Origin of the sequence: Pseudomonas paraglycinae (genome assembly GCF_021601625.1) — a bacterium.
GTDB lineage: Bacteria > Pseudomonadota > Gammaproteobacteria > Pseudomonadales > Pseudomonadaceae > Aquipseudomonas > Aquipseudomonas paraglycinae.
This window is the reverse complement of record NZ_BQHR01000004.1, coordinates 280,992-301,522: the sequence shown is the minus strand read 5'-3', so window position 1 is coordinate 301,522 and position 20,531 is coordinate 280,992. Positions and strand designations below refer to the sequence as shown.

Sequence of the window (20,531 nt, the reverse complement as noted above, 5' to 3'; positions counted from 1 at the left end):
GTTGAAAACCTCCCTGGTTATTTGTGGTGCGTTTTACCCAGCGCCTTGGCCACCAGTTGTTCGTAGAGTTCGGCGTAGGGTTCGACGGCCTTGCACCAGTTGAACGGCGCAGCCATCGCCCGGCAACGCATGGCGTGCAGCAGGTCCGGGAAAGCAAACACCTTGAACGCGCGGCTCAGGGCTTCGCGGTAGCTGTCCGCGGTCGATTCGTTGAACAGGAATCCGGTGACGCCGTTTTCGATGGTGTCGGCCAGCCCGCCGGTATTGCGCGCCACCGGCAGCGAGCCGAAGCGCTGGGCGTACATCTGGCTCAGGCCGCACGGTTCATAGCGCGATGGCATCAGCAGGAAATCGCTGCCGGCAAACATCCGGCGGGCGTCGGTCTCATTGAAGCCGATGCGCACGCCGATCTGGCCGGGGAAGCGCAGCGCCAGTTCACGCATGGCCTGTTCTTCTTCCGGTTCGCCACGGCCGATGATCGCGATCTGGCCACCGTTCTGGACGATGTATTCCGATACCGCTTCGGTCAGGTCGAGGCCTTTTTGATAGACCAGACGCGAGACCACGGCAAATAGCGGGCCTTCGGAATCTTGCAGACCGAACAGTTCGCGCACATGGGCGGCGTTCACCGCTTTGCCTTCCCAGTCACCGATGCCAAACGGTGCAAACAGATGTGGATCGGTGGCGGCATCCCAGCTTTCATCGATGCCGTTGGGAATGCCGCTGAGCAAACCTTGCTGGGTCTTGGCGGCGAGAAAACCGTCCAGACCGCAGCCGAAATCCGGAGTGGTGATTTCCTGCGCGTAGGTGGCACTGACCGTGGTGATGTGGCTCGAATAGGCCATGCCGGCCTTGAGGAACGACATCTTGCCGTAGAACTCCATGCCTTCCTGTTGCAGGGCATGGGCGGGAATCCCGAGTTCCGGGCACGAGCCCAGGCTGGTCACGCCTTGATAGGCGAGGTTGTGAATGGTGAACAAGGTCGGCGTGCGTTGCCCGCGCCAGTGCATGTAGGCAGGCGCGAGACCGGCCGGCCAGTCGTGGGCGTGCACCAGATCCGGGCACCAGTGGATTTGCGCGAGGTTGGCGGCGATATCGGCAGCCGCAAGACCCAGACGGGCGAAACGAATGTGGTTGTCCGGCCAGTCGCGACCGTTGTTGGCGCCATACGGGCCGCCGTCACGGGCGTAGAGTTCAGGGCAGATCAACACATAAATCACCAGACCGTCGGGCATGTCCATGCGCCCGATCTTACTGGGCGGCAGCGCGGCGTGCCCACCCAGTTCGCCGATGATGTGGATCGGATTCTCGCTGTTCATCACTTGCGGGTAACCGGGGATCAACACCCGGACGTCATGCAGGTGCGCCATGGCGCGGGGCAGGGCGGCAGAGACGTCTCCCAGACCGCCGGTCTTCACCAGATCGGCGATTTCCGAGGTCACGAACAACACTTTCTTCTTGTTCGGGTTCTGACTGGCCACTGGCGTCAGCGTCTTGGTGCCCGGGACGCTGATCGATCGGCTGCCGGGAACGCTTACGGTGCTCGAGTCACCCATCGGCTGATGAGCCCGTTCTCCCTGAATATCCAATGCCGCACTGATCATATGAATCTCCCGTCTTTTTTGATCTGATTCTTGTCTTGAACAAGCGATGTCCATGGCCAGGTCCTGTGGCCGGGCGCAAACGCGCCACGCATCGGTGAGCAAACGCTACCCAACACGTGCAAGCAGAATGGGTGAGGGGGCCATTGCAAGACTTGAACCAGTCGCTTTGGCCCTGCCTATCAGATGACCCGCCGCGATCTGCAAAAGTTTCGACGAATTTTTGACTTTATGACCGGCCGGTTTTACCCCGCGAAAACCAGTCTAGGCCAGATCCTAGAGCGGGCCAGGGCAATCGGATGAATTGTTCGACAATCTGTTGCGGGCTCACGAAATCCGTGGCTTTGGGAAGGCGGGCGCCCCGACGAAGTGCATGTTTGGCAGGGTTGATGATGCAAAATGGTGACCGGCCGGTCACGATTTTGGGCGTCGGGAAAGTGCGAGCGCACTGTTGCGGTGCGCACAGTTGTGTTGGCGGGCGGACAGCGGATGCTGCTTCACGGGCAGGAATTGCCCGCGAAGGCGAGGAGGCTCAGTTGAGCAGGCGGATCGGTTCTCCAGCTGACCAGGCTTGAATGTTGTCGATCATCTGCGAAAAGAACAGCTCATAGTTCTGGCGGCTGACGTAGCCGACATGGGGCGTGGCCAGCACGTTATCGAGGGTGCGAAACGGGTGCAGGGTCGGCAACGGCTCCTGATCGAACACGTCGAGGGCTGCACCGCCGAGGCGCTGTTTCTGCAAGGCCTTGATCAGCGCCGCCTCGTCGACAATCGGTCCGCGCGCGGTGTTGACCAGCAGCGCGGTCGGCTTCATCCAGTCCAGCGCCTGGGCATCGACCAGCCCCCGGCTGCGATCACTGAGCACCAGGTGCACCGACAGCACGTCAGACTGTTCGAACAATTGCTGCTTGCTGACATAAGTGACGCCGGCCTGCTCGGCGCGCTCGGCGGTGAGGTTTTCGCTCCAGGCGATCACGCGCATGCCGAACACCTGACCGAACTGCGCCACCCGTTGACCGATGCTGCCGAGCCCGAGAATGCCGAGGGTCTTGCCGTGCAGGTCGCCACCGAGGCCTTGCTGCCACTGGCCGGCGCGCAAGGCATTGGCTTCGTTCAGCAGATTGCGGGTGGCGGCCATGATCAGCGCCCAGGTCAGTTCCGGCGCCGCGTGTTTATAGCTGTCGGTGCCGCAGACCTTGATCCCGAGGCGAGCAGCGGCCGGCATGTCCAGCGCCGCGTTGCGCATGCCACCGGTGACCAGCAGCTTCAGATTCGGCAGGCGTTTGAGCAGGTCTTCATCGAAGCGTGTGCGTTCGCGCATCACGCAGATCACTTCGAACTGGCCCAGACGTTCGGCCAGCGTGGCGTTGTCCGCCGGGTACTCATGGACGAAGGTGACTTCGCCGAGACTGTCGAGCACCGACCATTCAACTACGCCCCGCGCGACGTCCTGCCAGTCATCGATCACCGCAATCTGCACCGCCATCAGCGTTACCTCTTCAACGAACGGGATTGGTTTTGTCCAGCCAGCCGAGCAGTGCCTCGTGGAATTTCGCCGGCTCTTCCATCTGCGGCGCGTGGCCCATGCCGGGGAATTCCACCAGCGTGGACTGAGGAATCAGTTTTGCCACCTGCTTGCCCAGCACCTCGTAGTGGCCGATTTTGGCTTTCACTTCGGGCGGCGCAATGTCCTTGCCGATGGCGGTGGTGTCGGAAGTGCCGATCAGCAGCAGGGTCGGCATCCTCAGGTCCTTGAACTCGTAGTACACCGGCTGGGTGAAGATCATGTCGTAGATCAGCGCCGAGTTCCATGCGACCTGAGTCTTGCCCGGGCCGTTGCTCAGGCCCGCGAGCATGTCGACCCAACGGTCGAATTCGGGTTTCCAGCGGCCGTCGTAATAGGTCGTGCGTTCATAGTCGCGAATGCCCTGGGCGGTGACTTTCAATTCGCGCTGATACCACTGATCGACGCTGCGATACGGCACGCCGAGGGCTTTCCAGTCTTCCAGGCCGATCGGATTGACCAGCGCCAGTTGCTCGACCTGATCCGGGTATTGCAGCGCGTAACGGGTGGCGAGCATGCCGCCGGTGGAGTGGCCGAGCAGGGTGGCTTTCTGGATGCCCAGCGCCTTGAGCAGTTTCTGGGTGTTGGCCGCCAGTTGCTGGAAGGTGTACTGGTAGTGATCGGGTTTGCTGGAGGTGCAGAAGCCGATCTGGTCCGGGGCGACCACCCGGTAGCCGGCCTCGCTCAGGGCCTTGATCGAACTGTCCCAGGTCGCGCCGCAAAAATTCTTGCCGTGCATCAGCACCACGGTGCGTCCGTTGGCCTTGCCATCAGCGGCGACGTCCATGTAACCCATCTGCAGCGACTTGCCCTGGGACTGAAAGGCAAAGTGCTTGAGGGTGTAGGGATAATCGAAACCTTGCAGCTCCGGCCCGTATTGCGGGCCTTCGGCGTGAGCAAGCAGGGGCAGGGCGGCGGTCAACACCAGGCCGGGCAGCCAGCGGGTCAGCGACACAGACATAGGACAACTCCACAAGAAATCGGCCGATGCTGGAACGGCCGGATTAGGGCGACGTTAAACACAGGCAATCCCCGGGCCGGATCGTTCAACCGAGCCAGCCAAGGGTGAGCATCGCCAGCACCCCGTAGCGGGCGCCTTTGGCGAGAGTGACGATCAGCAGGAATCGCCCAAGAGGTTCGCGCATGACCCCGGCGATCAACGTCAGCGGATCGCCGATCACCGGCAGCCAACTGAGCAGCAGGGACCAGTGACCATAGCGCTGATAGTGAACGCGGGCGCGCGCCATATGCTTCGGGCTGACCGGAAACCAGCGCCGGTCCTGAAACCGTTCCAGCCCGCGCCCCAGCCACCAGTTCACCAGCGAACCCAGGACATTGCCCAGCGTCGCCACGGCCAGCAGCCCCCACAACCAATAACGGTCGCTGACCAGCAGCCCGACCAGCACGGCCTCCGATTGCAGTGGCAATAACGTCGCCGCACCGAATGCGGCCAGGAACAGCCCGAGATAACCCGCCGTCATCAATGGGCCGGGTAATCCGCCACCACCACATCGGCACCGTCTTTCTTCAGGCCGATCACCTGATACGCATCGCTCATGCCGTCCATTTCCATGCCCGGCGAGCCCATCGGCATGCCCGGTGCGGCAACGCCCAGCAGGTCGTCACGTTTGCTCAGGGCCAGCACCTGTTCCGCCGGAACATGGCCTTCGACGAATTTGCCGTTGATGATCGCGGTGTGGCAGGACGCCAGACGCGGCGGCACGCCGTGTTGTTGCTTGAAGCTGCTCATGTCGGATTCGACGTGGTCTTCGACCTTGAAGCCATTGGCTTCCAGGTGGCTGATCCACTTTTTGCAGCAGCCGCAGTTGGCGTCGCGGTGGACTTCGATCGGGATAAGGTCGGCGGCTTGCGCCAGGGAGGAAATGAACAGGGCGCTCAGGGCGGCCAGACGCAGGTGGTTTCGCATGGAGGGCTCTCGGCTCAAAGGAGGAACGGTCAAAAAAGGAAGGCATTTTGACCTGTTTTTCCTGCCGGGCATCAACGGAGTGTTTCCAAGTGATACGGGGCAGGCCTGCCAACATGATCGTAGATCAAAGCTGACAGGCCACTGAGCGCAAGATGACAAAACCGTCAGCGAACCTTGAAGCGCCCCATGATCGCGCTCACCCGGCTGTTGGCTTCCAGCAGCTGACGGGTGTTGAGTTCGCTGGCCTGGCCGCTTTCCACCAGCTCGTCAACCATGTGGCGGATCTGCACCATGCTGCGGTTGATCTCTTCGGTGACCGCGCTTTGCTGCTCGGCGGCGGTGGCGATCTGGGTGCTGAGGCTGTTGATGTGGCTGACCGAACCGGCCATCTCGTCGAGGCCACTGTTGACTCGCGCAGTGGCGTCCGCGGCTGACTGACAACTGGCCTGGGTGTTTTCCATGGCGCTGACCGACGAGCTGACGCCCTGGGTCAGGCGGCTCAACATTTCGTTGATTTCCGAGGTGCTGGCCTGGGTACGGGCGGCGAGGGCACGCACTTCGTCTGCCACCACCGCAAAACCACGGCCCTGTTCTCCGGCACGCGCTGCTTCAATTGCCGCGTTGAGCGCCAGCAGGTTGGTCTGGCCGGCGATGGCGCCGATCACGCCGAGGATTTCGGTGATGCGCTGGGCGTCCTGCTGCATGCTTTCGACCTTGTGGGTGGCGCTGGCCACTTCGTCGATCAGTGCGACCACGCTGCTTGACGCTTCGCCAACCACCACTCGCGAACGGTCGGCGTTTTCGTTGGCGCGCTGGGTGAAGGCTGCGGTTTCAGCGGCATTCTGGGCGACGCTTTCAGCGGTCGAACTCATCTCGTTGATGGCGGTGACGGTCTGGTCGGTTTCCGAAGCGTGGCGCAGCAGAATCTGACTGGTGTGCGCCGAGGTGCGTTGCAGATTGTCGAGGCTCGAAGCCATGGCGCCGGTGGCCTGGGTGACCTCACCGATCATGTTCTGCAGGTATGCGATGAAGGTGTTGACCGAATGCCCGATGGCGCCGAGCTCATCTTCAGCGCGGATGGTGATGCGCCGGGTCAGGTCGGCATCGCCGCTGGACAGCGAATCGATGTTGGCTTTCAGCGCTTTCATGCGCGAAACCAGTTGGCGAATCGCGTAGACCTGCAACAGCACCAGCAGGATCACCAGCGGAATCTGCAGCAGGCTCAGGCTGCTGAGCACGTCGTCACGCTGGGCGGTGAGCATTTTGGTCGGCAGTGCGGTGGCGAGGAACCACGGGGTGCCTTCGATCGGGCGCATGAAGAAGGTGCTGGCTTCACCGTGGTTGTCGAATTCGACGCGCTGCGCCTGCTCGCGATTTTGCAGTCCGGCCTTGACCTGGCTGGCGAAGGTCGAGCCGCCGGCCAGTTCGCTGATGTTCTTCAGCACGATCGGCCCGCTGATGCGCGAGCTGTTGCTGATGATCTTGCCGTCGGCCTCGACGATCAGCATTTCGGCGTTGAGGTCTTTTTCCTTGCGCGCCACCAGCTCGTTGAAGAAGCCCAATGTCACGTCGATGGTCGAGACGCCCCAGGCGCTGCCGTTTTTCTGGATGGCCATGGCGCAGTTGGTGCGCGGTTCGGCGCTGGCGTCATCTTTATAGGCAGCGGCCCAGGCGCATTGGCCTCGCGGGGTCTGCATGCCGCCCTTGTACCAGCTCTGGTCGTAATAGTTGGGGGCCGCGTCGCTGTTCCAGAAGGTGTTCACCGCCAGTTTGCCGGAGGCATCGCGGTGCCAGAACGTACTGAACTTGTTGCGTCCGGCCTCACGCTGACCGGGCAGCGGCCAGATGCCGCCGCCGAAGACTTTCAGTTCGCCGTATTGATCCACCAGCCCCGGCAACACGGTGTCGATGGCCGCGCTGTCGAGCAGCGGGACGGTCTGGGTGATGCTGCGCTGTTGCGCCTGGACCTTGTTCAGTTCGCCCTGGATTTGCTCGGCCACTTCAGCAATGCGGTTGAGCACCACTTGCTCTTCGGTGTGGCGCAACTTGGGCGCGACCAATTGGCTGATGCCAACCACGGTGAGCACCGACAACAACAGAATGAACAGAACCAGAAACAGCGTGTAACGAGCCTGAATGGTGCGGAATGCGGGCATGGAAACCGGTCCTTGAGCAGGGATTCTTATTGTGGGCAGTGGAAACAAACAGCGCGGGTTTCCTAACGTATCGTCGGGTCTTCGGGAAGCTTTAGGTACTTTCGTCCTAAAAGAGGCGATCCCGACCAAAGGAACGTATCGGCTCTGATACACGATAACTAACCGTCCCGAACATTAGAGCAATAAACCCACTTTCATCACATTGTCATGAACGCTCTAGTCCCATGTTTATGGGCTGTTGACGGTTTGTATCGTGAATGTACAAAAATTGTAAAAAAGTGCAGAAATGAGTTGGTGCCATTAGTTTGCCGGCCGATACTCCGGGCAACCCAAAAGTCGTTCAACAAGGAATTTTTCATGTTTTCCTCGCAAGGAGCTTGCTCATGACTATCGGATATACCGGTGCCTGGCAACCCAAGGCGGGTTTGCTGGTTCGAGATACAGGAAGCTCGAGCAAACCGGTTTCTCAAAGTGTGAAGGTCAAGCAGATGCTGGCCCTGGTCGGCAACGACCCCACCGCGATCAGTACCGCAGAGATGGACAAGCAGGGTCTGCACAAGAACATCAAGGGTTTCGATCCCACCAATGTTTCAGCCAAGCAATTGGGCAGCCTCAGTGCAATGTTGCGTAGCCGGGGCCTGATTTCCGAGATCACGTCCATGACCTTGCTCAATGCCGGCGACAAGTTCGATCGCTTCGGCATCCAGAAGGATCCGGATGCCAAGTTCAATGCGCTGGAATATTTCGCGACACAACTGGATACCATCCAGAACAACAATCTCAAGGGCAACAAGTACGCGAATACGTTGATCCCCGAGTACAAGAAAGCCATTTACGTACTGCAGAACCTGCAGACTTACGGTCAGGGCGGGGAGCGCAAGCCTCCTACCGATCAAGGTGTCAAAGCCAAGGCATGATAGACAGGGCCCGCCCCGGTAACGGGGCGGGCCCTTTCGTTTATGGGCGATTGCCGCAAGCGTGGAGTTTTGGGAGCAAGGCGACCTGCCGCTGCATCCCGTCATGCAACCGCTGCATTTGCGGGCAATGCAGCGTCAAGGATTTTGGCTGGAAACCGCGATGAAAAAGCGCCAGCCATCCTGCACTTCTGTCATCGGGCGCCAGCCCGCTGAACACGAACCCCATCGTCGATAACCGGCGCCAGGCATTGTCAAACCCTTGTGCCAGCCTGAGCCTGATCGAAATCAGCCAATGTCCGGGCAGTTGTTGCAGCTGCTTGATCAAACTGTCGTCCACTTCACTGAAAATCCCGTCATATCGCCCCCATCGCTGTTCCAGCTGCGCCGGTGCGCCGACCCAGGGCGACACGTTCGACCGCGTTCCGAACACGTCGCACATCTGCTGCATGAACTCACGGCATTCGTCCGGCCAGGTCAAGGCCGGCAGCGGGCGCTGATAACCATCGACCGGGGCGTAACCCAGTACCAGCGATTCCGTCACCGCGCCGCCAAAGGGCGACGGTGCATGGTCGGGCAACAAGCCGGTGTTGTGAAAACCAAGGCCGGCAGCCATTTTCTGGGTGTAGGGATGATGGGTCATTTGCTTGATCGTGACCCCCTGATATCCCAGCGCCTGCGCATGGATCAGCAACTGTCGACTCAGTTGCGTGGCGACGTTCTGCCCACGGATCTGCGGATCCACCACGCTCAGTGCCAGTTCGGCGAGGGACGATTCTTTGTCGAGAATCAATGTGGAATGCCCAGCCACTTGACCGTTCGCCACCGCCACCAACGAGTGCCAGCGGCCGTCGGCATGGTTCTGGCTGATCATCCGGGGCAGATACACATGCGGCTGGGCGTAATGGTCGCCGTAGATCTTTCTGAACAGGCGACTGACCGCCGGAGCGTCACTGGTGCGGTAGCCTCGCAGGGTGATCGCTTCCATCAGCAAGGCTCCTGGCCAGTGCCGTTGTAGACGCGCCGATCGAGCACACGTTGACGCTTGCCGGAGCGTGGATGGCGTGCCAGTTCCTGAACCTTGCAGCAGCGAATCCGCAATACCAGCAGGTGATCGGCGCTCAGTTGCTTGATCAACGGATAGTCTTCGATCAAGGCACTGTGCAGCGTCTGGTCGGCCTCAGCGTTCACAGGTGTCAGGGCGTCCGGCGCCCAGTGCAGGCTCAGGATATCCATGGCGCCGTCCTGCTCGATCACCAGTTGCCAATCATCGCTGCCGGTGACGCGCCATACGGTGTCGCCGATCGATTGCGGCAGCAGGTTCAGTATGCCCACCCGCACGCGCTGGCTGTCGGCGCAGCGGCCCATCAACGCGAACTTGCGCCGGGGCGTTCCCGACGGCTCTCGCCAGCAAGCACGATCGCCCACCGGGTAGCGGATCAGCGGCATCAAACGGCGCGTGAGATTGGTCATCACCAGGCGCCCGACCCGGTCGCATTCATCGATCACTTCACCGGTGTGCTCGTCGAGAATTTCCAGCACACCGTGACTTTCGGGGATCCGATGCTCGCCCAGGGCACAGTCACGATGGCTGGCGCCAATGAATCCGGCATCGACACTGGCGTAGCCGATGGAGGCCACCCGGGCCTGGGGAAACACTCGCGCCAGCCGCTGCAACTGAGCATCAAACAGGCTTTCACCGGCGTAGAGCAGAGTGGTGACTTCCTTCAGAACCCGGCCGTGTTGTTCGAGCCATGCTGCGAAAGTCAACAGGTGGGCAGGCACGCCGGCCAGGACATTGATCCGGTGTCGGGCAATCGCATCGGCCAGGACACTTGGGTCGATATGGCCGGTGAAGGGAAACTCGATAACCTCCGCTTGCACATGCGCCAGCGCATCGTGGGTGAAGATGAAACTGGCATACAGGTCGCCGACGAAAAACAGGTTGGCGACGCGGTCGCCGGGGCTCAACTGCGAGCCGAGACTGCGACCGAAGTCCGCCACCAGCGTCTGCCATTCCTCGCGCCGGAACAGTGAAAACTTGCCGGCACTGGTAGTTCCTCCCGTTTTGAGGATCAGCGCGTCATTCAAAGGCGCCGTCATGACAGGCCAGTGGTCGAGGTCATGACTGCCTTTCCAGTAAGCAACGGGGTCAATCACCGGCAATTGTTCCAGCGATGTGACGGGCAGGGAAACGTCGGCGAAGTGGTTCGCATAAAAGCCCGAATGCTCTCGTGCAAACGTGACCAGTTCTTGCAGTTCAAACCCTGTGTTCATGAGCGGCTCCTTGCCTGTTTGCGCGGGGACCGACACCCCGATTGTCGATCAGCAGCGGTGTCTTGCCGCTGTGTTTGTTACGGGTAAATCCGTCGCTGCGGCAGACCTCCACGTCCACGGTCAGAAGACCCGTCTGGATGAGCGTGGCCAGCGTCGGATACTCCAGCAGGCGACGCTGAACATCATCGGGTTGCCGTGGACTGCGAAAGCGCATGCGCTCGAGTCCGTCGGGGGCATGTTCGAGGATCAGCTGGAACTCGCTCTGCAGGTGCTCCGCCAGTAGCGCCAGGCAGATGAAGTCCGTGCCGATGCGCATCAACCTGCCGTGACGTTGCAGCAGTTCGAAACGCGGCGTGGGCAGCCCGCAGTCACACAGACCCGGAATCCAGCGACCGCTGTCTCCGACGTCGTAGCGCTGCACGTCCTGCCCTTCACGTTCGATGGAGGTGAATACCAGACGCCCGGTTTCACCGCCGATCACCGGCCGATCGGCCTCGAATTCGACGATTTCCAGGTGCTGGATATCGCTCATCAGATGAAACACGCCATCGCCGGTGGCCGGGCAGGCATGGCCGAGCGGCCCGGCGTCGACACTGCCGTAAACGGCCGATCGGATCAGCCCGACGCCACAGTCGCGCATCAGCGCGAGGCTTTGTTCACCGGGGTGTTCGCCGCCGAGGAAGACCTTTTCGATCCCGCCATATTCGCGCAGCCGTGCCTGCTCATTGAGGAACAGACGGTTCAGGGAGCTGGGCATGCCGACCAGCACAGTGACGCGTTGGTCGATGATTATCTGCGCGATCTCGCGGTAATCGTCATCGGCCGGCGCGCCCATCGGCAGGTGCGTGGTCCCCAACGTTTCCAGCACTTTGGAAAAACTGAAGAAACCGCCATACAGCCCGCCACTGAAGAACAGGTTCATCACCCGGTCGCGGCTCGGGTCGAGACCCGCCGCGAACAAACCGTCGGCGGTGGCGCGCATCTGTCGATCAAAATCGCGGTAGCTGTAGCCGGCCAACGCCGGGGTGCCGCTGCTGCCGCCGGAGCGGAAGTACAAGCGGGCCGCCGGATGGATCGGGCGGGTGACAAAGGTGTCTTTGCTCATGATCGGCAAATCGGCCAGGCAGGGCGGTGTCGGCAGCGGATCAAGCGTGGCGCGGGTTATCAGCGCCGTGGCCGGCAGGCTGACCGACACGCGCCGGCTCAAGCGTTGCAAGGCATACACACCGTCGTGGGGTTCGCCTTCGTAGCCGTCGTGAATCAATTGCACCGGGGTAACCCGTGTAACGCCCGCAGCGATCAGCGTTTGAGCCAGTTCGGCCATTTCGTGTTCGGCACACATCAGCGCGGCGCTTTGCAGCACGTTTCGCCAAGGCAAGAGCACCTCGCAGGCTTGCGAGCGCGACAGGGGTTTAAGCAACAGGCTGCGAAACAGCGGCGAGGGGCCGAGTGTCTGGTCGTGGCTCCAGATGACGCGCCAGTCCGGTGTTTGCCAGACCTGACCGCTGACACCGGCAAAGCTGTGAGCCAGTCGCGCCATCGCCGTGCGGGTGGTGATTTCCGAGGCCTCCTGAATCGACGGCAACAGGGCTGGCCAGTGTCGGGCGCGGCGTTCGAACGCCTCGGCAAGGCCCTCGCCGATTGAACGCAAAGTGTTTTCATCGTCACTGTCCACCAGCAGCCATTGCGGGCTGGAGCAGGCCTGCTGATCGAGGCGGCAGACTTCATCGGCCACGGCGTCCAGGGCTTGCGGCGTGACCGCTGCCGGTGTCAGGTAGATGAAGCTGATGCGGTGGCCCCAGTCGATCCAGCGACAGCCGGGCGCCAGTTGCTGGCGGATGGCTTGCAGTGCTGATTCACCGCCCCACGCTGAAACGCCGTTGGCCTGTTGGCACAGTTGACCGATCTGGGCCGTGCTGGCCGGAACGACGGCGACATGCGCGGCGATCTGGCCGGTCGCATCGCACTGCGCCAATTCATGAAGTAATTGCGCCGTCACACCCTGATCGCTGCTGCTGGGGCGCAACCAGTTGACGTTGCCGGCCAGCAGGCCTTCGATCACCGCACAGAAAGCCAGCAGCGGCGCATTGCCGGGGGTGATGTGGACCACCAGGCCCAGCGGGCTCCAGCGTTCAAAGCGTGACTGGCGATAGTCGAGGCGACGCAGGCTGCCCGGTTGCTCGCCGAGCTCGCGCTCAAGCTTGCACCGAAGGCCAGCGGGTTGGCAGAACTCGATCAGTGACTGACGTTGCTCGGGATCGATGGGCAATGCCGTGTCCGGATCTTGCAGACGTTTGGCAAAAGTGGCTGCTGCAGCAAGCACAGTCGCTGTATCGAGCGCCCCGGCCAACCGTTGTGGCAAGTCCGGATAAAGTTGTTCCAGTGCGAATTCCAGAGTGCAATCGTTGTGAAGCTTTCCGTTGATCAGGTACATATCAATACTTCCCCAGCAGTTCAGAGGCGGCCAGGGCGCAGCTTCGACCGGCCGTGGTGGCGGCGCGGCCATGCAGTTCGAACCAGTCGCCGGTCAGCCCGCAGTCGCAACTGGCGCCTGGATGCAGGGTGGCAAGATCGCTCATGACCACCGCGTGCGCGGGGCTCGATGAGATGTAAGGCGAGACAAAACTCAGCAAGCCCTGACGGCCATAGGGCTGAACCGAAAAGTCGGCGGGATGGCGCACGAAAACCTTCGAGTAGACGGGTACATGGAAACGGTGCTGAGCACACTCTAGATAAGGCACCGCATGCTCGACGGCGCCGTAGCCGTCACGGCAGCGGGACATCTCGATGCCCAATTGGCGGTGAATGCGCTCGTACAGTTGCTGGCGGGGAATCTCTTGCGCCGCGTGGGTTTTCCAGCCGCCGCCTAACAGCGTCAACGAGCCTTGCGCCAGTTGCAGATCAGCCATCCCGGTCGCCTGCATGCGTTGCAGGGTCTGCCAGAGAAACGCCGGGAAGCCGAAGATCCGTACCGGCAAACCTTCTTCGGCGAAGGACTGCAAGGCAGCGATCACGCCAAAGCCGTCGAATTCATGACCACCGCCCGTACGGCGCAGTGCGTAGGCCACACGATTGACGGGGGCGAAGCGGCATAGAAACTGATCGGTAAATGACGTTCCCAGGCTGATGCTGCCCTCGGGTTCATAGCTCAGCAGCAGGTAGTTGCACGGAGTGTGCGGGGTGTCCCAGTCATAGTGCTGGAAAATCCGCTCGACCATGTTCTGGGCCGCCCCCAGGCTGCGTTCGTCGTAACGCATGCGGCTTTTCTCGCCACTGGTGCCGGAGGAGGTGAGTTCCAGCGCGTCCATCCCGGTGGGGCTGAGCAGGACCTGGCGCTTGAAATAACTGGCGAAGATCGGCGGAAGGCGTGACCAGTCATCCAGATGGTCCAGGTCACCTGCGTTCAGGCCGTTGGCATTCAACCAGTGTTCGTATCCCGGAGTGTGCTGGCTGTGAAACCGGCTGATTTCGGCCATGGCCTGGTTAAACAGTCCGTCCGGCACGGAATCCGGGCAATAGGGTTGCGTCAACGCGCAGAGCGCGTTGCTGTGGGGGAAGTGAATCATCAGGCGTCCTTGTCGTTATGTTGAAGAGGCGGAATCTGCCGGGACGTGTGGCAGAAACCGGTACAGCAGGGGCAGGCTGAGCAGACCGCCCAGTGCCGCCCAGAGGGCGAAGGATTCGACACGGCTACCGCCGCCGATGGCAGCGATCAGCGAACCACCTATCCCCATCACGGCAATCGAGATCATGCCGATTGCTGCAGACACCAGGCCTTTACTGTCATCGCTGGAAAACAGTGCGAGCCGGTACAGCGCGGCGTTGCTCATGCCCAGCCCCACGGCGTACAACGCAAGGCCGGTCATCAAGCCTGCAAGGGACAGGCTGCTCAGTGCAGTGACGATCAGGGTCAGCAAACCCAGGCAGAACGGCCAGAGCGCCAGACGAATCAGTTGCGGCAGATCCCGCAAGGCCAGCAGTCGATCAAGGATCAGATTGCCGACAATGACTGCCGAGAACACCGGAATCTGCCACAGCGCATATTCGCGCGTGGTCAGTCCCAGTAACTGGACGAGCAGCAGCGGCGCCAGTCCGATCCAGGCAATCAGCGGCAGGCTCATCAAGCCCAGCGCCAGGCAGATGCCGACAAACCGGTGATTGCGCAGCAGTGCAAGGTAGCGACTGCTGATCTGGCGAAATGAGAAAGGAATCGGTGCTTGTTGACTACCATCGTGGCGGACAACGCCGATCGTTTCCGGCATGCAGACATGCAGTCCGATCCAGGTCAGTGCCGCGATCAGGCCCAGACCGAGAAACAACTCGCGCCAGCTCAGCCACTCCAGCAGCAGACTGCCGAGCAGCGGGCCGAGCAGGGGCGAAAGCAGGGCGACATTGCCCAGCAGCGCCATCAGGCGCACCGCATCGGCCTCGCAGAAGACTTCCTGAAGCGCGGGGTAGCTGACCGCTACGACAAACCCCAGTCCCATGCCTTGCAACAGTCGCAGGGCGTTGAACACTTCGATGCCGGGTGTGGCGACAGCCGCCGCACAGGTCACGCCGAACAGCGCACAACCGCCCAGCAGCAGCGGGCGCCGGCCGAACCGGTCGGACAGCGGCCCGATCAGCCATTGCAGGCAGACACCGCCGATCAGGTAAAGATTGAACGCGTTGGGGATGTGAGCGGCATCGGCTTCGAGATCCCGGGTGACGGTCAGCATGGCCGGCATGACCATGTCACTGGCCATGTAGGTCAGCCATTCGAACAGCGTGATGGCCAGACAGAAGCCGAGCGCCCGGCGCGGCGGGAGGTTGATGAGAGTTCTTTGCATGCGCTTCCTGGACAGTTGAGAGGGAGCGCAAAGGGTAGGGAGGGGAAGTCATTGTTCCTACGTCGTTGGTGTGACGGTCTGTGACTTCGTTATGCGTGATGTTGCAGAGGGACACTTTCTTGCTTGCACAGGTGAAGCGCCCTACAGCATTGATCGCCGATCGATAAAAAAAGCCCACATTCCTGTGGGCATTTTTCCTGACGCTAAAATCCGTTGTTGCATTTGAACGGACGGACGCTGGCATCCTTTCCGTGAGATGACTTAACGATGGTAGTAATAGCCCGGGCCAGGCCCATAGTGGCGATGATCGCCATGCCAGCCGCCGTGGGGAAAGATGATGCAGCCGCTCAGGGTGAGCAGTGCAAGGACAGGAATCAGCCAGGTGATTCGACGCAGCATTTCAAGGATCCTCATGGTTGACGCCGTTTGAAGCCAAAGCTCTTCATCGGCTGTAACATGAGACCCCGTTTACCGCGGCGCATCCCCGTCAAACGGTATGTGCATGGCATCAACGCCGATACAAACCCGATACATTCCAACGGTTCAGGAACCTGTAATGACCCATAAGCAACGCTTGATATATTCGATTCTGATCGCCGTCGCCGTACTGCTGATCATGCTCGGCCTGTCCTGGCTGCAAAACGCCGGCAAGCTCAGCGAGCAAACGTTCCAGTACATCGCCATCGGTGTGGCGGTGGTAGTCGTTGTGATCAACGGCGTGATGCGCCGCAAGGTCAAGCCCTGACGGCGTCTGCCGGGTGCTTCAATCGTTGTTGAGCACCGCGGCAGCCTGGGGATGGAGGCTGTAGCTCTTGTCGTCGTTGAACGTGATCACGCCTTCGGCACACAGACGCTTGAGTACTTCACGAACGCTGAGGAAGGACAACGGAATGTCCAGATCCAGCAGTTGGCTATGCACGCCACGCACACCCAGACGCCGGTCGTCCTCGGCGGCGACCAGCAGGGTGTCGATGACTTTGAGGCGAATCAGACTGGTGCGCAGGCCGAAGCTTTTGAGCAGCAAACGGATGCGCTCATTGCCGTGACGCTCGACCCGTTGCCCGAATACGTCGACGTGCGAACCCATGGGCGCTCCTTGTGGGGTCTGGCTACCTTCCGATGGTAGGGGTGGGTTGTACATGCGATTACTCCTTTCAGAGCCTGATCAGGAAAGGTTTTTTGTGCTCTCTCTAAACAAGACGTTTCAGCTCGACAAATCATGAAGCGAAAAATGTAGAAAATTTGTCGTCGTTTCGTCTTTTCCCCGTGATTACGGTTCGAGACGGATGTGTGGCTGACTAAATTTTTTTTCCGCGGCTTCGTTTTCTGGACAGGCTCATTGCGCGTGACGCGTGGGTGATTTCAGAGCGAGCCGGGCCCGACGTGTTCACGGTGGCGGGCGGTTCGCTCTTCGGCATTTCGATCAGGAGCGAGCGTGACTATTTCCAGGCAATTCACCGGACTGACCCTTGCCGGCCTGTTTCTCGGGCTGAGTCTGTCGGCGCAGGCGTTCAGCCCTTCCGGCCAGACCGGCGCCGATATCCGTCGCACAGGTTTTGGCGTACCGCACATCCGCGCGGAAAACGAACGTGGTCTCGGGTTCGGCATCGGTTACGCCTATGCGCACGACAATCTCTGTCTGCTGGCCAACGAGATCGTGACGGTCAATGGCGAGCGGTCGCGGTATTTCGGGCCGGAGCAGCTGACAGTCGAAGAGCGCGAGAACCGCGTCAGCGACGTGTTCTTCCAGTGGCTCAACACGCCGCAGGCCGTGAATGCCTTCTGGCAGGCGCAACCGGTGGAAGTGCGTGATCTGGTGGAAGGTTATGCCGCCGGCTACAACCGTTATCTGGCCGAGCGCCGTCAGCAGGGACTGCCCCAGCAGTGCCAGGGCGAATGGGTGCGCGACATCGCTGCCGAAGACCTGGTGAAGCTGACCCGTCGCCTGCTGGTCGAGGGCGGTGTCGGCCAGTTCGCCGAAGCCTTGGCAGGTGCTACACCCCCGCAGGCCACTGCGCAGATTGGAAACGATGCCCGGGCTTATCAACTGGCTGAAACGCGCCAGCAACGCTTCGCCCTGGATCGTGGCAGCAACGCCGTGGCGGTGGGCAGTGAGCGCTCGTTCAATGGCCGCGGGATGCTGTTGGCCAACCCGCATTTTCCGTGGGTCGGCGGCATGCGCTTCTATCAGATGCACCTGACCATTCCTGGCAAACTGGATGTGATGGGCGCGGCGCTGCCGGGCCTGCCGATGATCAATATCGGCTTCAACCAGCACCTGGCCTGGACCCACACTGTCGACTCGTCCAAGCATTTCACCCTGTATCGTCTGCAACTCGATCCGAAGGATCCGACCCGTTATCTGCTCGACGGCCAGTCCCTGCCGATGAACAAGCAGACGGTCACGGTGCAGGTCAAACAGGCGGACGGGCAGGTGGTGCCGGTCCAGCGGGATGTCTACAGTTCGCAGTTCGGCCCGGTCGTGCAGTGGCCTGGCAAGCTCGACTGGAACAATCAGTACGCCTATAGCCTGCGCGATGCCAACCTCGACAACGACCGGGTGCTGAAACAGTGGTACGCCATGAACCGCGCCGGCAATCTCAAGGATCTGCAGGATTCGGTGCATACCATCCAGGGCATCCCGTGGGTCAACACCCTGGCTGTGGATGACAAGGGCCAGACGCTGTACATGAACCTGTCGGTGGTGCCGAATGTCAGTGCCGACAAACTGGCCAGGTGCAGCGACCCGCGTATGGGCCTGCAAATGATCGTGCTCGACGGCTCCAGCAGCGCCTGCGCCTGGGACATCGACCCGCAAGCCGCACAGAAGGGCATTTACGCGTCCAGCCAACTGCCGCAGCTGTTGCGCAAGGACTTCGTCCAGCACTCCAACGACTCGGCGTGGCTGGCCAACCCGGCGCAACCGCTGACCGGCTTCTCGCCGCTGATCAGTCAGGACGGCCAGCCTCTGGGCCTGCGCTCGCGCTTTGCGCTGGATCGTCTGGCGACCCTGAGCAAGAAAGGCCCGGTGTCGGTGCAGGACCTGCAACACATGGTGATGGACGATCAGGTGTTCCTGGCGACTCAGGTGGTGCCGGATCTGTTGAAGTTCTGTGCTTCCCAGCCTGAGGCAGCGCTGAAATCGGTGTGCAGCAGTCTGAAAGCGTGGGACGGCCGGGCGAATCTGGAGTCGGGCATCGGGCTGGTGCATTTCCAGACCATCATGCAAGCGATGCAGGAATCGCCGCAGGCCTGGCGTGTGGCGTTCGACCCGAAGGATGCGCAGCACACTCCGCGCGGACTGGCCATTGAAAAGCCCGAAGTGGCCAAGGCACTGCGCGAGGCCATGCTGGCGTCGGCCGAGTCCGCCACCAAAATGGGCCTGACCGAGAAAACCCGTTGGGGCGATGTGCAGGTGGTCAGCAGTGCAGGACAGCAAACGCCGATTCACGGTGGCCCGGGCACGCTGGGCATCTACAACGCGATCCAGAGCGTGCCCCGTGAAGACGGCAAGCTGGAAGTGGTCAGTGGCACCAGTTACCTGCAAGTCGTGACGTTCGACGACAAGGGGCCGCATGCCCAGGGTTTGCTGGCGTTCTCGCTGTCCAGTGATCCGGCGTCGAAGTATTCCCGCGACCAGACCGAGGCGTTCTCGAAGAAACAGTGGAGCGTGTTGCCATTCACCGAGCAGCAGATCAAGGCAGATCCGCAGTATCAGGTGCAGACCGTGCGTGATGATCTGGAAAAGGCGGGGAAAGTCGCGGCGCAGTAATCAGCTGTTCAACCCGTCGATAACCGCAAAAGCAGAAGGCCGCTCCCTCACGGGACCGGCCTTCAGTTTTTTGGCGGTTGCTGCGGCATCGGGTTGATCACCGGGTTGCCGTCCTTGTTGCGGGTCAGGAACACCGGCAGCACCTTGGGCATCGAGCCGGCGAAGCTGTTAAGCTCCTTGATGTTGTAAATGCCGCCGACCCGGATCGATCCGGTCGCGCTATCGGCAAGCATCAGAGGTTTGTCCAGGTAACGGTTGATCATCGGCAGCGCGTCGTTCAGCGCCAGGTTGTCGAGTACCAGTTTGCCGTTGCGCCAGGCCAGCGAAGTGTCGCTGGCATAGGTCTGGCTGATTTGCGGCATGAAGTCGCCGTGTCGGTAGCGAGCCTGCATCGAAGGGCCGAGGCGCAAGCCATCGCCTGGCAGCTGAGCGTTGCTGGTGACCAGTACCGAACCTTCGATCAGGTTGACCTTCACCTGATCCTCATACATCCAGACGTTGAAACGGGTGCCAGTGACGCGAATCCTGCCTTCTGCAGCCCTGACGACGAAAGGGTGGCTCAGGTCATGGCTGACTTCGAAGAAGGCCTCACCCTTTTTCAGGGTGACGCGACGCTCGTCCTTGTAATTGCTGTAGGTCAGTTCGGTGTTGAGGTTCAGCTCGACCTGACTGCCGTCGCCCAAAGTGACGTGGCGCACATTGTCGGTGGCGGCGAAGTGCTGATAGCTGTTGGGCAGCCACCCCAGATTCCACCCGGTCCAGGCCGCCAGCGGGAGCGCCAGCGCGCAAACGGAGGCAGCCACCGCGTATTGGCGCCACGTCCGGGCCGGCGGAGTGATCGGTATGACTACCGCAGGTTCCGGGCGTGGCAAATGTTCGGCGACATCCCAGATCTCCAACATCGCCTCATATTCGAACGCGTGAAGCGGGTGCGCATCGCGCCACTGGTCGAACGCCTGCCGCTCTTCAGCGGTGCAATCGACGGCGTGCAGACGCATGCACCAATGCGCGGCGGCATCGGTGATCGCATCGTATTCGGCTTCCGAGAGGGTGTTCTGGGTCATTGACTCATCCTGATTTCCCGCATTCTAACCTCGGGGGGGAGGTGCCGAGAACAACCGTCATGGCAATTACCCATCAAACGTGGAACTTTTTTCGCTCAGACGCCCCAAAAACCAGGACGTTTCGTGAACATTAACCACAAATGGAGTGAAAAAATGATCAAAAGAACCTTGGCCGCTTTCGTCGCCACCGCCAGTCTTCTGAGTGCAGGCGCGGCACTGGCTGACCGTCCTGGCGCAGGATGGATCACCATCGAGAAGGCCATCGAGATCGTCAAGACCAAGGCCGGTTATGTCGAGGTCTACGAGATCGAGGCCGACAATGACGGCTATTGGAAAGGGGAAGGGCGCAAGGCTGACGGTGTGGTGTACGAATTCCGCATCGACGGCGCTTCGGGCAACGTCCTGCGTGACCAGAAGGACTGAGTCT

Annotated in this window: 18 protein-coding genes; 4 read left to right on the top strand and 14 right to left on the bottom strand. The window is 61.0% G+C overall.

Translation table 11 applies throughout. The annotated features are described in order from the left end of the window. Positions 1 to 17 precede the first annotated feature (17 nt). From glgA to L6D82_RS28845, 6 genes are all read right to left on the bottom strand, one after another. Positions 18 to 1,604, bottom strand: coding sequence for a glycogen synthase GlgA (glgA, locus tag L6D82_RS08125; RefSeq protein ID WP_236188644.1), 1,587 nt, complete (start codon positions 1,602 to 1,604; stop codon positions 18 to 20). A gap of 529 nt (positions 1,605 to 2,133) precedes the next feature. Continuing rightward, a complete protein-coding gene (locus L6D82_RS08120) occupies positions 2,134 to 3,087 on the bottom strand; it encodes a D-2-hydroxyacid dehydrogenase family protein (RefSeq protein WP_236188643.1) in 954 nt (317 codons plus the stop codon). A 13-nt stretch (positions 3,088 to 3,100) separates the two neighbouring features. Beyond that, positions 3,101 to 4,126, bottom strand: a complete 1,026-nt coding sequence (locus L6D82_RS08115) for an alpha/beta fold hydrolase (protein WP_236188642.1) — start codon at positions 4,124 to 4,126, stop codon at positions 3,101 to 3,103. 85 nt (positions 4,127 to 4,211) lie between these two features. Then, positions 4,212 to 4,646: a YqaA family protein gene (locus tag L6D82_RS08110; RefSeq protein WP_011333971.1), complete on the bottom strand. Its 435-nt coding sequence runs from the start codon at positions 4,644 to 4,646 to the stop codon at positions 4,212 to 4,214. Next, the gene (locus L6D82_RS08105; protein ID WP_007957572.1) at positions 4,646 to 5,092 is read right to left on the bottom strand and encodes a DUF411 domain-containing protein; all 447 of its coding nucleotides are present in this window, start codon (positions 5,090 to 5,092) and stop codon (positions 4,646 to 4,648) included. The genes L6D82_RS08110 and L6D82_RS08105 overlap by 1 nt, the downstream gene beginning before the upstream one ends. A gap of 164 nt (positions 5,093 to 5,256) precedes the next feature. Next, positions 5,257 to 7,248: a methyl-accepting chemotaxis protein gene (locus L6D82_RS28845; RefSeq protein WP_236188638.1), complete on the bottom strand. Its 1,992-nt coding sequence runs from the start codon at positions 7,246 to 7,248 to the stop codon at positions 5,257 to 5,259. 383 nt (positions 7,249 to 7,631) lie between these two features. Between L6D82_RS28845 and L6D82_RS08095 the strand changes: the two genes are divergently transcribed. Next, on the top strand, positions 7,632 to 8,165 hold the full coding sequence (locus L6D82_RS08095) for a hypothetical protein (protein WP_085745811.1): 534 nt from the start codon (positions 7,632 to 7,634) through the stop codon (positions 8,163 to 8,165). A gap of 40 nt (positions 8,166 to 8,205) precedes the next feature. On the opposite strand, the gene L6D82_RS08090 is transcribed toward L6D82_RS08095, so the two are convergent. The 6 genes from L6D82_RS08090 to L6D82_RS08065 all read right to left on the bottom strand — a co-directional run bounded on the left by L6D82_RS08090 (position 8,206) and on the right by L6D82_RS08065 (position 15,667). Further along, a complete protein-coding gene (locus L6D82_RS08090) occupies positions 8,206 to 9,150 on the bottom strand; it encodes a GNAT family N-acetyltransferase (protein WP_236188636.1) in 945 nt (314 codons plus the stop codon). Further along, positions 9,150 to 10,439, bottom strand: a complete 1,290-nt coding sequence (locus L6D82_RS08085) for a phenylacetate--CoA ligase family protein (protein WP_085745809.1) — start codon at positions 10,437 to 10,439, stop codon at positions 9,150 to 9,152. The genes L6D82_RS08090 and L6D82_RS08085 overlap by 1 nt, the downstream gene beginning before the upstream one ends. After that, entirely contained in the window at positions 10,423 to 12,873 is a 2,451-nt protein-coding gene (locus L6D82_RS08080; RefSeq protein ID WP_236188633.1) for an aldehyde dehydrogenase family protein, read from the bottom strand. Before L6D82_RS08080 ends, L6D82_RS08085 begins: the two co-directional genes overlap by 17 nt. A gap of 1 nt (position 12,874) precedes the next feature. Beyond that, entirely contained in the window at positions 12,875 to 14,005 is a 1,131-nt protein-coding gene (locus L6D82_RS08075; RefSeq protein WP_236188632.1) for a LuxE/PaaK family acyltransferase, read from the bottom strand. 15 nt (positions 14,006 to 14,020) lie between these two features. Then, positions 14,021 to 15,268: an MFS transporter gene (locus tag L6D82_RS08070; RefSeq protein ID WP_236188630.1), complete on the bottom strand. Its 1,248-nt coding sequence runs from the start codon at positions 15,266 to 15,268 to the stop codon at positions 14,021 to 14,023. 261 nt (positions 15,269 to 15,529) lie between these two features. Beyond that, on the bottom strand, positions 15,530 to 15,667 hold the full coding sequence (locus tag L6D82_RS08065) for a hypothetical protein (RefSeq protein ID WP_007957554.1): 138 nt from the start codon (positions 15,665 to 15,667) through the stop codon (positions 15,530 to 15,532). Between the two features lie 157 nt (positions 15,668 to 15,824). On the opposite strand from L6D82_RS08065, the gene L6D82_RS08060 reads away from it, so the two are divergent. After that, positions 15,825 to 16,013 (top strand): hypothetical protein, encoded by a 189-nt coding sequence (locus L6D82_RS08060; protein WP_007957552.1) that lies wholly within the window; start codon positions 15,825 to 15,827, stop codon positions 16,011 to 16,013. Between the two features lie 18 nt (positions 16,014 to 16,031). On the opposite strand, the gene L6D82_RS08055 is transcribed toward L6D82_RS08060, so the two are convergent. Beyond that, entirely contained in the window at positions 16,032 to 16,409 is a 378-nt protein-coding gene (locus tag L6D82_RS08055; RefSeq protein ID WP_085745805.1) for a fe2+ zn2+ uptake regulation protein, read from the bottom strand. Positions 16,410 to 16,703: 294 nt separating this feature from the next. Here L6D82_RS08055 and pvdQ point away from each other — a divergent pair, with 294 nt between their 5' ends. Further along, positions 16,704 to 19,040: a bifunctional acylase PvdQ gene (pvdQ, locus tag L6D82_RS08050; protein WP_236188628.1), complete on the top strand. Its 2,337-nt coding sequence runs from the start codon at positions 16,704 to 16,706 to the stop codon at positions 19,038 to 19,040. A 62-nt stretch (positions 19,041 to 19,102) separates the two neighbouring features. On the opposite strand, the gene L6D82_RS08045 is transcribed toward pvdQ, so the two are convergent. Next, complete coding sequence (locus L6D82_RS08045) at positions 19,103 to 20,104, bottom strand: FecR family protein (protein ID WP_236188627.1); 1,002 nt, start codon at positions 20,102 to 20,104, stop codon at positions 19,103 to 19,105. Positions 20,105 to 20,257: 153 nt separating this feature from the next. On the opposite strand from L6D82_RS08045, the gene L6D82_RS08040 reads away from it, so the two are divergent. Further along, entirely contained in the window at positions 20,258 to 20,527 is a 270-nt protein-coding gene (locus L6D82_RS08040) for a PepSY domain-containing protein (protein WP_085745803.1), read from the top strand. Positions 20,528 to 20,531: the final 4 nt, after the last annotated feature.

What these genes read in the sequence shown, in the direction of transcription:
- glgA (WP_236188644.1), bottom strand. Translation starts at nt 1,604, where the DNA reads ATGATCAGTGCGGCATTGGATATTCAGGGAGAACGGGCTCATCAGCCG.
- L6D82_RS08120 (WP_236188643.1), bottom strand. Translation starts at nt 3,087, where the DNA reads ATGGCGGTGCAGATTGCGGTGATCGATGACTGGCAGGACGTCGCGCGG.
- L6D82_RS08115 (WP_236188642.1), bottom strand. Translation starts at nt 4,126, where the DNA reads ATGTCTGTGTCGCTGACCCGCTGGCTGCCCGGCCTGGTGTTGACCGCC.
- L6D82_RS08110 (WP_011333971.1), bottom strand. Translation starts at nt 4,646, where the DNA reads ATGACGGCGGGTTATCTCGGGCTGTTCCTGGCCGCATTCGGTGCGGCG.
- L6D82_RS08105 (WP_007957572.1), bottom strand. Translation starts at nt 5,092, where the DNA reads ATGCGAAACCACCTGCGTCTGGCCGCCCTGAGCGCCCTGTTCATTTCC.
- L6D82_RS28845 (WP_236188638.1), bottom strand. Translation starts at nt 7,248, where the DNA reads ATGCCCGCATTCCGCACCATTCAGGCTCGTTACACGCTGTTTCTGGTT.
- L6D82_RS08095 (WP_085745811.1), top strand. Translation starts at nt 7,632, where the DNA reads ATGACTATCGGATATACCGGTGCCTGGCAACCCAAGGCGGGTTTGCTG.
- L6D82_RS08090 (WP_236188636.1), bottom strand. Translation starts at nt 9,150, where the DNA reads ATGGAAGCGATCACCCTGCGAGGCTACCGCACCAGTGACGCTCCGGCG.
- L6D82_RS08085 (WP_085745809.1), bottom strand. Translation starts at nt 10,439, where the DNA reads ATGAACACAGGGTTTGAACTGCAAGAACTGGTCACGTTTGCACGAGAG.
- L6D82_RS08080 (WP_236188633.1), bottom strand. Translation starts at nt 12,873, where the DNA reads ATGTACCTGATCAACGGAAAGCTTCACAACGATTGCACTCTGGAATTC.
- L6D82_RS08075 (WP_236188632.1), bottom strand. Translation starts at nt 14,005, where the DNA reads ATGATTCACTTCCCCCACAGCAACGCGCTCTGCGCGTTGACGCAACCC.
- L6D82_RS08070 (WP_236188630.1), bottom strand. Translation starts at nt 15,268, where the DNA reads ATGCAAAGAACTCTCATCAACCTCCCGCCGCGCCGGGCGCTCGGCTTC.
- L6D82_RS08065 (WP_007957554.1), bottom strand. Translation starts at nt 15,667, where the DNA reads ATGCTGCGTCGAATCACCTGGCTGATTCCTGTCCTTGCACTGCTCACC.
- L6D82_RS08060 (WP_007957552.1), top strand. Translation starts at nt 15,825, where the DNA reads ATGACCCATAAGCAACGCTTGATATATTCGATTCTGATCGCCGTCGCC.
- L6D82_RS08055 (WP_085745805.1), bottom strand. Translation starts at nt 16,409, where the DNA reads ATGTACAACCCACCCCTACCATCGGAAGGTAGCCAGACCCCACAAGGA.
- L6D82_RS08045 (WP_236188627.1), bottom strand. Translation starts at nt 20,104, where the DNA reads ATGACCCAGAACACCCTCTCGGAAGCCGAATACGATGCGATCACCGAT.
- L6D82_RS08040 (WP_085745803.1), top strand. Translation starts at nt 20,258, where the DNA reads ATGATCAAAAGAACCTTGGCCGCTTTCGTCGCCACCGCCAGTCTTCTG.